Origin of the sequence: Streptomyces sp. NPDC051207, from assembly GCF_040682395.1 — a bacterium.
GTDB lineage: Bacteria > Actinomycetota > Actinomycetes > Streptomycetales > Streptomycetaceae > Streptomyces.
The window spans coordinates 1-14,162 of sequence record NZ_JBFBAX010000009.1 but is presented as its reverse complement, the minus strand read 5'-3'; the positions used below and the strand labels follow the sequence as shown (position 1 = coordinate 14,162).

Here is a 14,162-nt window from a genome sequence, read left to right as displayed (position 1 = left end):
TAGACGATGAGCCGTCCGCGGCCCGTGCCGTGGGGCAGACTGCGGACGTGAGCGCCATCGCGTGGACCGCCGCCGGATCACTCGCCGCCTGGCTGTGGCTGCTGCTCTGCCAGGGCTTCTTCTGGCGCACGGACGTCAGGCTGCCGCCGCGCCGGGAACCGGAGACGTGGCCGCCGGTGTGCGTGGTCGTCCCGGCGCGCGACGAGGCGGCGGTGCTGCCCGCGAGCCTGCCGTCGCTGCTCGCCCAGGACTATCCGGGCCGGGCAGAGGTCTTCCTCGTGGACGACGGCAGTACGGACGGCACCGGGGAACTGGCCCGGGAGCTGTCCCGCCTCCACGGCGGCCTGCCGCTCACCGTGGACTCGCCGGGTGAGCCGCCCGCGGGATGGACGGGCAAGCTCTGGGCGGTGCGGCACGGCGTCGGGCTGGCACGCGCGCGTGCGCCCGAGTACCTGCTGCTGACGGACGCCGACATCGCGCACGCGCCGGACAGCCTGCGGGAGCTGGTGGCGGCGGCCCGCACGGGCGGTTTCGACGTCGTCTCGCAGATGGCGCGGCTGCGGGTCGAGAGCGCCTGGGAGCGCCTCGTCGTGCCGGCGTTCGTGTACTTCTTCGCGCAGCTGTATCCCTTCCGGCGCATCGGCAAGGAGACGAGGAGCGGGAGAGGCACGCGGACGGCTGCCGCGGCGGGCGGCTGTGTCCTGCTGCGTGCCGAGACCGCCGAGCGGGCGCGGATCCCGGACGCCATCCGGCACGCCGTCATCGACGACGTGGCGCTCGCGCGGGCGGTGAAGAGCAGCGGTGGCCGCGTCTGGCTGGGCCTTGCCGACCGCGTCGACAGCGTGCGCCCCTACCCGGCGCTGCGCGACCTGTGGCGGATGGTGGCGCGCAGCGCGTACGCGCAACTGCGGCACAGTCCCGTCCTGCTGGCCGGCACGGTCGCCGGGCTCGCCCTGGTGTACCTGGTGCCGCCGGTGGCGGTGGCCGTGGGCGCGGCCGGCGGGGACCGGGCGGCGGCGCTGTCCGGCACGCTCGCGTGGCTGGTGATGACCGGGACGTACGTGCCGATGCTCCGGTACTACCGGCAGCCCCTGTGGCTCGCTCCCCTGCTGCCGTTCACCGCGTTCCTCTACCTGTTGATGACGGTCGACTCCGCGGTGCGGCACTACCAGGGGCGCGGCGCGGCCTGGAAGGGCCGCACGTACGCGCGCCCGGACGCGGTGCCCGAGGAGGGCTGAGCGCCGTCCCGGTTCACTTGCGGCCCGGCGTCCAGTTCATGCCCCAGCCGTACGCGTGGTCGACGGTTCGCTGCGGGCTGACGCCGCGCTCGGGGACGAGGAAGCGCGACTCGCGCTGGACGACCAGGTCGCCGCCGTTGTTGGTGATCAGGGCGAGGGCGCAGACCGGTGAGGGGACCGTGCACTCGTCGAGCGAGAAGTCGATCGCGGCGCCGTGCTGCGGCTGGAGGGTGACCGTGGCGTTCAGGTCGGCGAAGGAGCGGGCGCCTTCGTAGATGGTGACGAAGACGAGGATCCGCCGGAAGTCGTCCTTGTGGTCCAGGTTGACGGTGAGGTTCTCGCCGGTCGCCACGGCGCCGGTGCGGTCGTCGCCGTCGAGGTGGAGGTACGGCGGCTGGTGCAGGGACCCGAAGGCGTTGCCGAGGGCCTGGACGACTCCCTTGCGGCCGTCGCTGAGCTCGAACAGGGCGCACAGGTCGAGGTCGAGGTCGTCGTGCATGGCGATGGAGCGGCCCAGCTTGCTCGCCCAGCCGGAGAACTGCTTGCGGACCTGCCAGTTGAGGTTCACGCGCAGCTGGCCCGAGGTGCCGCCCTGCTTGGTCAGGGACACCGAGGGGGCCGCCTTGGTGAGCGTCACCTTGGTCAGCCGGACCGGGGCGGCTGGGGGCGCGGCCGGCGGGGGCGGGGCGACGGGGGGCGCCACGGTCACGGGAGGCGGTGTCACCGCGGGCGCGGCCTGCTGCGGCTCGTCCACGGAGATGCCGTAGTCCGTGGCCAGGCCCTGGAGTCCGCTGCCGTAGCCCTGGCCGACCGCGCGGAACTTCCAGGCGCCCTGGCGGCGGTAGAACTCGCCGAGCACGAAGGCCGTTTCGACGCTCGCGCCGGTGCTGTCGAAGCGGGCCGCGACGGTGCCCTGCGCGGCGTCGCGGACCTCGATGTACAGGTCGGGGACCTGGCCGAAGGCGCCGCCGTCCGTGGAGGCCGCCAGGATGACGGTCTCGATCGCGGGCTCCACGCGCGCGAGGTCGACGAGGAGCGTGTCGGTGACCCGGCCGCCGGTGTTCTGCTTGCCCTCGTGGCGGATCGCGCCGGAGGTGTGCGCCGGCTGGTTGTAGAAGACGAAGTCGTCGTCGGAACGGACCTTCCCGCCGACCAGCAGGAGCGCCGAGGCGTCCGCGTCGGGCACGCCCGGTCCGGAACGCCACCCCACTTCCACCCGCAGTGCCGACGTCGGCACCGGCGTATTCGATCCCTTCGGCATGGACATGTCCGCCCCCATCACGTGTCACCGCGCCGGCCGGTTCCGGCCGCCCTTTCCGATGTCTGCCCGCACAACCTATTCCACGTTCCCGAACCGTCACGAGGGCTGTGGACAGACAGCTGTCCAACCGCTGTAAACCCGCTCGGAACTCGGCCTTTACAGGATCAGGGGCCTGCTCGCCGCCCCTTTTTGCCGACTTCGCTCGCATTGGGGATCCCCCGTCACCCCGGGCACGGAAAACAACCCTCTTATCGGTCTCCCCAACCAGCACATCGTGGGCTTAACTTATGTGCCATGACCTCCCCCCGCTCCACTTATGGTGGCGGCTACTACTCCGCCTCCTTCCCGGACACTCCGATCTACGACTCCCTCGTGGCCGAGCGGGGCACCCCGCAGATCGCCCCGATCCGGGTCCCCGCCGCCTACGACATGCCGGCCGGCCAGCTGCCCGCCCTGCCGTCAGCGCTGCCCGCCCTCCCGGCGGCCCCGTCCCAGCCCTCCTACGGCTATCCGCAGGCGCAGCAGCCCGCTCCGCTGCAGCAGGCGCCCGCGGCGTACATCCCGCAGCAGGCCACCGCCCCGCGCGGCTACCCCGGACCGCAGCAGTACCAGCCCCGGCCCGCGGCGCCCGTCGGCTACGAGGCGATGCGCCCCACGGCTCCCCGGCCGGCCCCGGCGCCCTATCAGGACCCGTACAACAACCAGCAGTACCGCGGTTACTGAGGCGCTCCCCGGACTGTCGGTGCCGCCTGGCACGATGACCCCATGGGGAACGCTCAGTTGCTGTCGATACACATCCACCCGGTCAAGGCGTTCCGGGGCGTCTCGCCCCGGCAGGCCGGCGTGGAGCCCTGGGGGCTGGCCGGGGACCGGCGCTGGATGCTGGTCGACGACGGGGGAAGGGTCGTCACACAGCGTCAGCAGCCGCGCCTCGCGACGGCCGCCGCCGAGTTGCTGCCCGGCGGCGGCGTCCGGCTGTCCGCGCCGGGCGCCGAGCCGCTGACGGTGCCCGTGCCGCGTCCGGCCGCGGCGGTGCCCGTGCAGATCTTCCGGGACGAGATCGAGGCCGTTCCGGCCGAGGACGCGGCGGTGCACGCCTGGTGCAGCGCGTTCCTCGGCGCCGACGTGCGCCTCGTGCACATGGCCGACCCGGCCGCCTGCCGGCCCGTCGACCCGCGGTTCGCGCTGCCGGGCGAGACCGTCTCGTTCGCCGACGGCTATCCGCTGCTGGTCACGACGACCGCCTCGCTCGACGCCCTCAACTCCCTGATCGCGCAGGGTGAGCACGCGGACGAGGGCCCGCTGCCCATGAACCGCTTCCGGCCGAACGTGGTCGTGACGGGCACCGACGCCTGGGCCGAGGACGGCTGGCAGCGGGTGTCCATCGGCGAGGTCGACTTCCGCGTCGCCAAGAAGTGCGGGCGCTGCGTCGTGACCACGACCGACCAGAGCAGCGCCGAGCGCGGCAAGGAGCCGCTGCACACGCTGGGCCGGCACCGCCGCATCGACGGCATGCTCGTCTTCGGGCAAAACCTGGTGCCCCTCTCCCCCGGCACGATCAGGGTGGGCGACCCGGTCCGCGTCGTCGGCTGAAGCGTCCGGCCGACCCGGCGGAGCGGCGGCGTGGGGACGGGAACCCGCGGCGGACCAGGCCCGTTGGCGTTGTGTGAGGAGGTCGTGAGGACTCCGGTCCCGGCGCGTGCAGGGTGATGTGGCTCTCTCTTCGCCGAGGTTCCGGATGTGCGGCTCCGCCGGGGGTTATCACGGAGCGGGGAAGGGGGTGCGGCCCGTGCGAGCGATCAGCGGACTCTGGCGCTGGCGGCACAATCCGCTGTGCCGCGCGACCGACCTGGCCGAGGCCTGGCTCGCCCTGGTGGCCCTGCTGCTCGTCCTCCTCGTGGCGCCGGTGGTCGGCATCCTGGTGGGCGGCGCGGCGGAGGACGCCCTGCAGCGTTCCGTGCGCGACCAGCACGAGACCCGGCACCTGGTCGGGGCCTTCGTGATACGCCGTCTCGACCGGTCCCTGCGGGACACCGACCCGGAGACGAGCTCGGGACGCGACCTGCGCAGCCGGGTCCTCGCCCACTGGACCGCGCCGGACGGCACCACGCGCCGCGGCACCGTCATGGCCGGTCTCACGGACCCGCGCCCGGGCGACCGCTTCGCGCTGTGGACCGACCGGCAGGGCCGGTTGGTGGCCCGGCCGCTCGACTCCGCCACGGCGACGACGCACGCGGTCCTCGCCGGGTTCGGCGCGGCCCTGCTGACCGCAGGGCTGTTCGAGGCGGGGCGGCGGCTGGTCCTGTGGCGCATGGTCCGCCGCAGATACGCGCGCTGGGACCAGGCCTGGGACCGGGCGGGCCCGGACTGGGGCAGGACCGGCGCCGGCAGCTGACGGCCTTCCGCCTCCGGTCAACTCACCGCCTGCGCACACGCTACGGTGGACCGGCCGAACCGATCGGCGACAACCCGCGTACGACGAGGTGGGGGCACAGCAGCGCCATGGCACAGGGCACGGTCCAGGTGACGCACACCGGCACATCGCGGTGGCGGCGCCGCACGGGTGAGTACGCGACGCTCGCCGCCGCCCTGGAGGCCGCGACGGACGGTGACGTGCTCACCGTCGCGCCCGGCACCTACCGGGAGAACCTCGTCGTCCAGCGGGCGGTGACCCTGCGCGGCCCGGAGGGTTCCGCCGGTTCGGTCCGTATCGCGCCGACCGAGGGCGTGCCGCTCACCGTGCGGGCCTCGGCCGTGATCCAGGACCTGCACGTGGAGGGGCAGGACGCGGCGGCGCCGGCGCTGCTGGTGGAGGAAGGCACCCCGGAGCTGCTGGACGTCCGGGTCGTCACCCGGTCCGCCGCGGGCATCGAGGTGCGCGGCAGCGCCCGGCCCACGGTGCGGCGCTGCACGGTCGACAATCCGGCGGGCATCGGCATCGCCGTGCTCGACGGCGGCGGCGGGGTGTTCGAGGAGTGCGAGGTCGTCGCGGCCGGTCAGGCGGGTGTCGCGGTACGCGGCGGCGCCCATCCGCGGCTGGACCGCTGCCGTGTGCACCACGCGGCGGGCTCGGGCCTGACGGCGACCGGGGAGAACTCCGCGCTGGAGGCGGTGGGCTGCGAGGTCTACGAGGTGCGGGGCAGCGGCGTGCAGGTCACCGGCCGGGCCACCGCTCACCTCACCGACTGCGACGTGCACCGCACCACCGGGGACGGTGTCACGCTCGACACGGACGCCGTGCTGACGCTCGCGGACTGCCGCATCCACGACATCCCGGAGAACGCGGTCGACTTGCGGTCCCGGTCCGTGCTGACGCTGACCCGCACCAGCGTGCGGCAGTTCGGCCGCAACGGCCTGTCGGTGTGGGACCCGGGCACGCGCGTGGACGCCAACCAGTGCGAGATCTTTGACAGCACCGGCGACTATCCCGCGGTGTGGGTCAGCGACGGCGCGACGGCCGTGCTGGACTCCTGCCGGGTGCACGACGTGCCGGACGCGCTGTTCGTCCTCGACCGCGGCTCCCGCGCGGACGTCGTGGACAGCGACCTGACGCAGGTGCGCAACACGGCGGTGTCGGTGAGCGACGGCGCGACGGCGCAGCTCGACGACTGCCGCATCAGCGGCGCCGCCACCGGGGCGTGGTTCCGCGACCACGGCAGCGGCGGCACGCTCAGCAACTGCTCCGTGACGGGCACGCAGACCGGTGTGATCGTCACCAAGGGCGCCGACCCGACCATCGAGCGCTGCACCGTCGAGTCCCCCGCCGAGGCCGGGTTCTACGTCTCGGCGGGCGGCCGGGGCAGCTTCCTGGGCTGCCGGGTGACGGGCAGCGGCGGCTACGGCTTCCACGTGATCGACGGCTGCCGCACGACGCTGAAGAAGTGCCGCACCGAGCGCTGCGTGCGCGGGGGTTACGAGTTCGCGGACGCCGGGACGGACGCCGCCTCGGGTGCGGGTCCGGTCGTCGAGGACTGCACCAGCGACGAGAGCGGCGGGCTCACGCCGCCCGCGGCCCGGGAGACGGCCGTGCAGACGGCGACGCCCTCGGCCGGCCTGCTCGGCACGATCCCCGGGCAGCGCACCACCGAGCAGGAGGCCCTCGTCGCCGCCGCGCAGCCGGAGCAGCCGGCGCGGTCCGCGAAGGACGTGATGGGCGAACTGGACGCGCTGGTCGGCCTGGAGAGCGTCAAGCGCGAGGTGCGGGCCCTGACCGACATGATCGAGGTGGGCCGGCGCCGGCAGCAGGCGGGGCTGAAGGCGGCTTCCGTCAAGCGGCACCTGGTCTTCACGGGCTCGCCCGGCACCGGCAAGACGACGGTGGCGCGGCTGTACGGCGAGATCCTCGCCTCCCTCGGCGTGCTGGAGAAGGGCCATCTCGTGGAGGTGTCCCGCGTCGACCTGGTCGGCGAGCACATCGGCTCCACGGCGATCCGCACCCAGGAGGCCTTCGAGCGGGCGCGCGGCGGCGTGCTGTTCATCGACGAGGCGTACGCCCTGTCGCCGGAGGACTCGGGCCGGGACTTCGGCCGGGAGGCCATAGACACGCTCGTGAAGCTGATGGAGGACCACCGCGACGCCGTCGTGGTCATCGTCGCGGGGTACACCGCGGAGATGGAGCGGTTCCTGTCCGTCAACCCGGGCGTGGCCTCCCGCTTCTCACGGACCATCACCTTCGGCGACTACGGCCCGGACGAGCTGCTGCGGATCGTCGAACAACAGGCCGAGGAGCACGAGTACCGGCTCGCGCCGGGCGCGGCGGAGGCGCTGCTGAAGTACTTCACGGCGATCCCCAAGGGCCCGGCGTTCGGCAACGGCCGCACGGCGCGGCAGACGTTCGAGGCGATGGTGGAGCGGCACGCGAGCCGGGTCGCCCAGCTGGCCGAACCCAGCAAGGACGACCTGACCCTGCTCTACGCCGAGGATGTGCCCGAGCTGCTCTGAGGGTCCTCGTCCGGGCCCGGCCCGCCCTCCCGCGCGGCGCCACGGGGTGCGGGCACGTCCGGGCGCAGCCGGGCCAGCAGCCGCTGCCGTTCCTCGGCGAACGCCGGGTCGGCCTGGTAGTCGGAGTGACCGAGGATCGGCGCGGGCAGCGGATGCAGGTCGGTACGGCCGTACGCGAGAGGGTCTTCGAGGGCCTCTCGGTCCACTCCGGGGCCGCAGTCGCCGCCGGACAGCCGGACGGGGCCGCCGATGGGGTCGGTGACCCGGTACAGGTTGCGCCAGCAGTCCACCTCCTGGTGCAGCGAACCGAGCGCCTCCGGCCCGAACTGGGCCGGGAACCACCGGCCGTACAGCCGCTCCAGCGGTGAGCCGTACGTCAGCAGCGCGACCCGTTTGCGGGCGGACGGCGCGAGCTGCCAGGCCGCCGCGGCGGCGAGGACGCTGCCCTGCGAGTGCCCCGAGATGACGAGACGGCCGCCCGTGACGCGGGTCCAGGTCGCCATCCGCCAGGTCAGGTCGGGCACCGCGCGCTCGGCGTAGCAGGGCGGTGCGAAGGGGTGGGCGGCGCGCGGCCAGAACGTGCCGACGTCCCACAGGATGCCGATGGTGCGCCGCGCGGAGGGGTCCTTGTAGGCGCGGCGGCCCCAGGTGACGAACAGTATGAAGCCGAACCCTATGAGCCAGGAGCCCAGCGCCTCGGCGGTCTCGGCGGCGCCCTGCACGAAGTCGTTCGAACCGCTCGCGGCGTCGCCGGGGGTGTCGTCGGTGGTGAGGGCGCCGACGAGCGCGCCCGCGCCGAGCAGCAGGGTCGCCGTGGAGGTGACGGCGACGATGAGGGGTGCCCGGTCGGTGAGCCGGGCCATGGCGCGCACGGCGGCGATGCGGCGGGTGCGGCCGGGGTCGCGGACCTCGTGCGGGTGATCGCGTTCCACGGCGGCGCGTTCGGCGCGGGCGAGCAGCCAGGTGCGCCGGGCCAGTTCGGCGCACAGCACCAGCAGGAGCAGGAGCAGCGGCGGGATCGCGGAGGCCTGCCAGGTCAGCATGACCGGCGGGCCGGGGATGGACCCCCCGGTGCCGTCCAGCCAGTCGGAGACCCGCTGGGACACGCCGCCGGACATGACGCCGCCCAGGGCGCAGGCCAGCATGGCGACGGCGGGTCCGCCCAGGCCGCGCATGGCGGCGCGCGGGTCGGGTTTGGTGCGGTGCAGCAGGTGGGCGACCGCAGCGAGGGCGATCACGAGCAGCCCCTGGCCCAGGGCTATGGCGCCGAAGGTCGCGTCGCCGGGGAGCCGGCCGGACGATTCCCAGCCGGGCCGCTCCCAGCCGGCGTAGACCAGGGAGAGCGCGAGGAGGGCGAGGGCGCCGAGCGGGAGTCCGCGGACGACGGTCTCGTCGAGCTCGGCGTCCAGGCGGCGTTCGCTGCGTCCGCGGCGGCACACCACCCACAGCACGACCGCGCCGCCGGCGACGAGTGCCGCCTCCAGCAGCAGTCCGGCCGTGCCGAGGAGGGCGGGGCCGCCGGGCTCGCGGTCGAAGCGGGCCGCGGAGATGCCGACCGCGGCGGCGACGGTGAGCAGCGCGGCGGCGGTGTGGGCGGCGCGCAGCCGGGCCACCAGGCGCCGGCCGTACCAGAAGCCGGGACGGCCGAGCGCGGTGGGCGCGGAGTCGGCGAGGTCCTCCTCGGTCTCGGGGGTGCGGGGCATGGGCTGCTGGGCCTCGTACGCGCTCCAGGTGCGCCGGGACAGGTACCAGAGCAGGCAGGTGAGGGCGGCGGGCACCAGGGCGGCGAGTGCGAGGCGGCGCCCCGGCCGGCTCCACCAGCCGTCGCCGGTGGCCTCGGGCGACAGGAAGCCGAGCCAGGAGTGCCGCTCGGCGCACGCGGCGGTGCCCGCGCACTGCCAGGCCGTCAGGTCGAGGGCGACCTCGCAGGCGGCGGCCACGAGCAGCACGGTCAGGGACAGTCCCGCGAGCCGCACCAGCAGCCCGTACAGGCGCACGGTCCGGCTGCGGCCGTGGGTGCTCGGGCGCATCCAGTGGGCGAGGTTGGCCACCATGAACGGCAGCAGCAGCAGCCACAGGGCGCGGGAGCCGTTGCCGGAGGTGAGGTTGCACCAGACGTAGGCCTCGGGCACCGGGCCGTCGCGCCGGGTGCCGGTGCCCGTGGCGGGGTCGTTCTCGGCGTCGACGTCGTCGGCGCGCCGGAAGACGGCCGCGATGTTGTCGCCGGTGATCCGCACGGTGCGCGGATCGTTGAGCATCTCCCCGGGTGTCGTCCCGCCCACTCCGTGGACGAGGAGTTCCAGGGCGGCTCCCGTGAGCCGCGGTGCCGGACTGCCGGTGTCGCCCGTCGTCGGGCGTTCCTGCGCACGTTCCACTGTTGGCACTTCCCCCGTGACGCGCCGTCGGTATGCCGGTGTGCGGGAACAGGATCTCCCGTTCCGGGCGGGTGCGCACGCGTCGGCACGGAATCTCCGCGATCCGTGCGGCAGGTGTGTCCCGTCCGGTGCCAATGTGACATGTGCACATCGGACCGGGTGGTGACGCGGCGTGTGCGGCGGCGTGCGAGGATGGGACGTCCGCGCACCGGGGCCGGTGGGACGCCTTGTCGGAGCGGGTGCGCCGGGTGTGCCGGACGGCGGCTTGAGGCGAGAGGACCGGAGCATACGTGAGCGAGAATCAGAACCTCCTCGCGGAGCAGCGGCGCGCCCTGATCCTGGACGAGGTCCGGCGCCGGGGTGGTGTGCGGGTCAACGAGCTGACGCGCAAGCTCGGCGTGTCGGACATGACGGTCCGCCGCGACCTTGACGCGCTGGCCCGCCAGGGCGTGCTGGAGAAGGTGCACGGCGGAGCGGTGCCGGTGGCCGAGGCCAGCACGCACGAGCCGGGTTTCGAGGCCAAGTCGAGCCTGGAGCTGACCGCCAAGGAGGACATCGCGCGGACGGCGGCCGGGCTGGTCGCACCGGGCGCGGCGATCGCGCTGTCGGGCGGTACGACGACGTTCGCGCTGGCGCACCAGCTGCTCGACGTGCCGGATCTGACGGTGGTCACCAACTCGGTGCGGGTCGCCGACGTGTTCCACGCCGCGCAGCGCACCTCGGGGCCGCGGCAGGGCGCGGCGACGGTCGTGCTGACCGGCGGGGTGCGCACCCCGTCGGACTCGCTGGTGGGTCCGGTCGCCGACCAGGCGATCGCGGCGCTCCACTTCGACCTGCTGTTCCTCGGTGTGCACGGCATATCGGTCGAGGCCGGCCTGTCGACGCCGAACCTGGCGGAGGCGGAGACCAACCGGCGGCTCGTGCAGTCGGCGCGCCGGGTGGTGGTGGTCGCCGACCACACCAAGTGGGGTGTGGTGGGACTGAGTTCGTTCGCGGCGCTGGAGCAGGTCGACACGCTGGTGACGGACTCGGGGCTGCCGGCCGAGGCGCGCTCCGAGGTCTCGGAGCACCTGCGGCGGATCGTGGTCGCGGGCGAGACCGAGGACGACGACATCGAGGAGTGAGGACCGAACCGGGCCCTCCCCGCGCGCAGCCGCACGGTTCCGGCCCGCCGATCAGCTGCTGTGCACCTACTGGACTCAGGCCCCGTGCAAGGGAGTTGGACCCATGGCTCACCGTCTGCGCCCCGTCGACCACGACTTCGTCCGGACCGCGCCGGTCCGACTGGTCTTCGCGCGGGGCATCACCGCCCCTCCCCCGGCCGTGTTCCGCGCGCTCGCCGACGACGTGGTGGGCTGGGCCGAGTGGTTCTCGGCGGTGGCGGTGGCCCGGCCGGTGCGGGACGGGGCGGGGCGCGACGTCCGGCTCAGGGGCGGCGCGCGGTTCCTGGAGACGGTCCTCGTGTCGGAGGCGCCCGACGTGTACGCCCATCGCGTGGACGTCACCAACGTGCCCGGCGCCCGTGCCGTGGCCGAGGAGTGGCGGCTCGTGCCGATCGGGACGGGCACGCGCGTGCAGTGGACGCTCGCCGCGGACGGGACGGTGCCGTTCTGCGGCGCGCTGAACCTGGCCCGGGCGGGGCTCGGACGGGCGTTCCGCGACTCGCTCGCGGCGCTGGACCGGCGCCTGACGGTGTAGGCGGGGTCGGGCGGACCGGACGTCCGGCGCCCGACGGTGCAGCTGGAGTCAGCCGGACCAGACGCCCGTCTTCAGCAGGGTCGTGATCGCGTGGGTGTAGGGCGCGATGTCCAGGCCCTGTTCGGCGAGCCAGGCGTCCGAGTAGTACTTGTCGAGGTACCGGTCCCCGTGGTCGCACAGCAGCGTCACCACGCTCCCCTGCTGTCCCTCGGCCACCATCTCGGCGACGATCTTCAGCGCGCTCCACAGCCCGGTGCCGGTCGAGCCGCCGGCCTTGCGGCCGATGGCCGACTCCAGTGCCCGTACGGCGGCGACGCTCGCCGCGTCGGGCACCTTCATCATGCGGTCGACGGCGCCGGGCACGAAGCTCGGTTCCATGCGGGGCCTTCCGATGCCCTCGATGCGGGAGCCGCAGTCGCAGGTGACGTCCGGGTCGCCGGTGGTCCAGCCGTCGAAGAAGCAGGAGTTCTCCGGGTCGGGGACGCAGATGCGGGTGTCGTACTGCATGTAGTGGACGTAGCGCGCGATGGTCGCCGAGGTGCCGCCGGTGCCGGCCGTGGCGACGATCCAGGCCGGTTCCGGGTACCGCTCCAGCCGCAGCTGGCGGAAGACCGACTCGGCGATGTTGTTGTTGCCGCGCCAGTCCGTCGCGCGTTCGGCGTAGGTGAACTGGTCCATGTAGTGGCCGCCGGTCTGCGCCGCGAGGGCGGCCGACGCCTCGTACATGGTGCGCGGGTCGTCCACGAAGTGGCACTGCCCGCCGTGGAATTCGATCAGTCGGCACTTCTCGCGGCTGGTCGTGCGCGGCACGACGGCGATGAAGGGCACGCCGATCAGCTTGGCGAAGTACGCCTCGGACACGGCCGTCGAGCCACTGGAGGCCTCGATCACCGGGCGGCCGGGGTGGATCCAGCCGTTGCACAGCGCGTACAGGAAGAGGGAGCGGGCGAGGCGGTGCTTGAGGCTGCCGGTCGGGTGGGTCGACTCGTCCTTCAGGTACAGGTCGATGTTCCAGTGCTCCGGCAGCGGGAAGCGGAGCAGGTGGGTGTCGGCCGAGCGGTTCGCGTCGGCCTGGACCCTGCGGACGGCTTCTTTCAGCCATGCCCGGTAGGCGGGGTCGGTGCGGTCGACGTCGAGGGTCTCGCCGGGTCTGATCTGCTGTGGGGTGCTCACGGCGGTGCTCCTTAGGCTGCGCGCCGACGGCGCGTCGCGCGGCCGACACACCGATCATAAGCACCCTCGACCCCGCTTCTCACCTGCATAAACGCATCTTTGAGCCGACCAAAGGCACTCCTGGGGCAGGGGGCGCATGGGGCGGGGGCGCGTGCGCTCCAATGCTCCGGGCACCCGGCACGAAGGGGCCCGCGCGCACTGGTGCTCTGCGCGCGGCGAAGGCAGACTGCACCGGGCGGGGCCGAGGTCCCGAACCGGGGCACACTGGATCACGACAGCAGCCGGACGGGCCCCGGGCGAGAGCACGGTCCGGCGGCCCGAGCACACGCGCAAGGGGGCGGAACGACATGGCGGAGCCGGAGTTCACGGCCAGGGGCGTGCGGATCGGCAATGGGCTGCGTTCGCTCACCCGGGCCGGGCAGGTCCGGATCAACGACGGCAGGCTGGAGTTGCTCACCAGCTACGGCAGTGAGATCGACAGCGCGCCGGTGCAGGCGGTGCGCGCGTCCAAGCCCTGGTTCGTGCCGGACGACAGGGCGCTCGCCGACCTCAACGGCAGGCGGTACCTGCTGACTCTGGGCGAGAACGACCCGGCGCCGGGCGGGTCGGGGCCGCCGGCCGCCCGCACGTTCGTCGAAGCGGTACGCAGAGCGGCGGGGCGCGGCCACTGAGATGTGCGCGAGTTGCGGTACCTCATGCCCTGGGTCACGCTGTCCTTACGTCACTCTGGGTTTACCGGCGATAACGCTGCGAACCAGCCCGCCGGCCACGACAGCAGGCGGCAGTGCCACGCAGGCGCCCTGCTGTGTCCCTACTCCGTGTTCTTCCGGACCTCTTTCCGGACCTGACACCGGGGAGTCGCAGCCGTGATCAGTCACCCAAGCAGACACTGCACGGTGGAGCTGCAAGCCCTGCCGTCGCGGATCGGCCAGGTCCGCAGAATCGTATCTGCGCAATTGCGCTACTGGCATATGGATTCCCTGATCGACCGGGCGATGCTCGGTGTGACGGAGCTGTTGTCCAACGTCCACCGTCATGCCCGGCCCGACAAGACGTGCACCGTGGAGATCGAGCTGCTGCTCGACCGGTTGACGGTCTCGGTGCGCGACCACGATCCGCGCCTCCCGGAAGTGGGAGACGCCCAGCCGCTGGCGACGTGCGGGCGGGGGCTCGCCATGGTGGCCGCGGTCAGCGAGAGCTGGGGGGTGCGGCCCGACGGCGAGTCCGGCAAGGTCGTGTGGTTCACGCTGCCCACGCCCGCGCCGCCCGGGTCCGTGCTTTCCCGGCTGTACGCCGGGGAGCGGACGACCCGTGTGCGCCCCGGGGTCACGACCGTCGAGCCGGTCCTCGAACCGGCCCTCGACGTCCGCGGACCGCATCACGCTCCCGCCCGGTCGCGTATCTGAACTCCTGGTCGGGGGAGCGCGGCGTCGACGTGACGAAACCGTCGACCGTGAGCTCCGCGCTGAACAGCCG

Annotated in this window: 12 protein-coding genes; 9 read left to right on the top strand and 3 right to left on the bottom strand. The window is 73.5% G+C overall.

All coding sequences use genetic code 11. The annotated features are described in order from the left end of the window. Nucleotides 1–47: 47 nt before the first annotated feature. Entirely contained in the window at nt 48–1,238 is a 1,191-nt protein-coding gene (locus tag AB0M97_RS11535) for a glycosyltransferase (RefSeq protein ID WP_365960589.1), read from the top strand. A 13-nt stretch (nt 1,239–1,251) separates the two neighbouring features. Here the strand turns inward: AB0M97_RS11535 and AB0M97_RS11530 are convergent, their stop codons facing one another. Beyond that, the gene (locus AB0M97_RS11530; protein ID WP_365960768.1) at nt 1,252–2,499 is read right to left on the bottom strand and encodes a TerD family protein; all 1,248 of its coding nucleotides are present in this window, start codon (nt 2,497–2,499) and stop codon (nt 1,252–1,254) included. 294 nt (nt 2,500–2,793) lie between these two features. Between AB0M97_RS11530 and AB0M97_RS11525 the strand changes: the two genes are divergently transcribed. The 4 genes from AB0M97_RS11525 (at nt 2,794) to AB0M97_RS11510 (ending at nt 7,440) form a co-directional block, all read left to right on the top strand. Further along, complete coding sequence (locus tag AB0M97_RS11525) at nt 2,794–3,222, top strand: DUF6643 family protein (RefSeq protein ID WP_365960588.1); 429 nt, start codon at nt 2,794–2,796, stop codon at nt 3,220–3,222. Nucleotides 3,223–3,264: 42 nt separating this feature from the next. Then, the gene (locus AB0M97_RS11520) at nt 3,265–4,092 is read left to right on the top strand and encodes an MOSC N-terminal beta barrel domain-containing protein (RefSeq protein WP_365960587.1); all 828 of its coding nucleotides are present in this window, start codon (nt 3,265–3,267) and stop codon (nt 4,090–4,092) included. A 196-nt stretch (nt 4,093–4,288) separates the two neighbouring features. Next, the gene (locus AB0M97_RS11515; RefSeq protein ID WP_365960586.1) at nt 4,289–4,894 is read left to right on the top strand and encodes a hypothetical protein; all 606 of its coding nucleotides are present in this window, start codon (nt 4,289–4,291) and stop codon (nt 4,892–4,894) included. Nucleotides 4,895–5,001: 107 nt separating this feature from the next. After that, nucleotides 5,002–7,440 (top strand): right-handed parallel beta-helix repeat-containing protein, encoded by a 2,439-nt coding sequence (locus AB0M97_RS11510; RefSeq protein WP_365960585.1) that lies wholly within the window; start codon nt 5,002–5,004, stop codon nt 7,438–7,440. Here the strand turns inward: AB0M97_RS11510 and AB0M97_RS11505 are convergent. Further along, nucleotides 7,410–9,815: a hypothetical protein gene (locus AB0M97_RS11505; protein ID WP_365960584.1), complete on the bottom strand. Its 2,406-nt coding sequence runs from the start codon at nt 9,813–9,815 to the stop codon at nt 7,410–7,412. The two genes, AB0M97_RS11510 and AB0M97_RS11505, sit on opposite strands and share 31 nt — an antisense overlap. A gap of 290 nt (nt 9,816–10,105) precedes the next feature. On the opposite strand from AB0M97_RS11505, the gene AB0M97_RS11500 reads away from it, so the two are divergent. Further along, nucleotides 10,106–10,939 (top strand): DeoR/GlpR family DNA-binding transcription regulator, encoded by an 834-nt coding sequence (locus tag AB0M97_RS11500; protein WP_365960583.1) that lies wholly within the window; start codon nt 10,106–10,108, stop codon nt 10,937–10,939. 103 nt (nt 10,940–11,042) lie between these two features. Continuing rightward, the gene (locus AB0M97_RS11495; RefSeq protein ID WP_365960582.1) at nt 11,043–11,513 is read left to right on the top strand and encodes an SRPBCC family protein; all 471 of its coding nucleotides are present in this window, start codon (nt 11,043–11,045) and stop codon (nt 11,511–11,513) included. A 48-nt stretch (nt 11,514–11,561) separates the two neighbouring features. Here the strand turns inward: AB0M97_RS11495 and AB0M97_RS11490 are convergent, their stop codons facing one another. Next, nucleotides 11,562–12,686, bottom strand: coding sequence for a PLP-dependent cysteine synthase family protein (locus AB0M97_RS11490; RefSeq protein ID WP_365960581.1), 1,125 nt, complete (start codon nt 12,684–12,686; stop codon nt 11,562–11,564). 347 nt (nt 12,687–13,033) lie between these two features. On the opposite strand from AB0M97_RS11490, the gene AB0M97_RS11485 reads away from it, so the two are divergent. Both AB0M97_RS11485 and AB0M97_RS11480 read left to right on the top strand, forming a co-directional pair. Next, entirely contained in the window at nt 13,034–13,357 is a 324-nt protein-coding gene (locus tag AB0M97_RS11485; RefSeq protein ID WP_365960580.1) for a hypothetical protein, read from the top strand. 195 nt (nt 13,358–13,552) lie between these two features. Beyond that, on the top strand, nt 13,553–14,092 hold the full coding sequence (locus tag AB0M97_RS11480) for an ATP-binding protein (protein WP_365960579.1): 540 nt from the start codon (nt 13,553–13,555) through the stop codon (nt 14,090–14,092). The last annotated feature ends 70 nt before the right edge of the window (nt 14,093–14,162 follow it).

Coding starts and splice junctions, on each gene's coding strand:
- AB0M97_RS11530 (WP_365960768.1), bottom strand. CDS start 2,499: ATGCCGAAGGGATCGAATACGCCGGTGCCGACGTCGGCACTGCGGGTG.
- AB0M97_RS11495 (WP_365960582.1), top strand. CDS start 11,043: ATGGCTCACCGTCTGCGCCCCGTCGACCACGACTTCGTCCGGACCGCG.
- AB0M97_RS11525 (WP_365960588.1), top strand. CDS start 2,794: ATGACCTCCCCCCGCTCCACTTATGGTGGCGGCTACTACTCCGCCTCC.
- AB0M97_RS11510 (WP_365960585.1), top strand. CDS start 5,002: ATGGCACAGGGCACGGTCCAGGTGACGCACACCGGCACATCGCGGTGG.
- AB0M97_RS11485 (WP_365960580.1), top strand. CDS start 13,034: ATGGCGGAGCCGGAGTTCACGGCCAGGGGCGTGCGGATCGGCAATGGG.
- AB0M97_RS11520 (WP_365960587.1), top strand. CDS start 3,265: ATGGGGAACGCTCAGTTGCTGTCGATACACATCCACCCGGTCAAGGCG.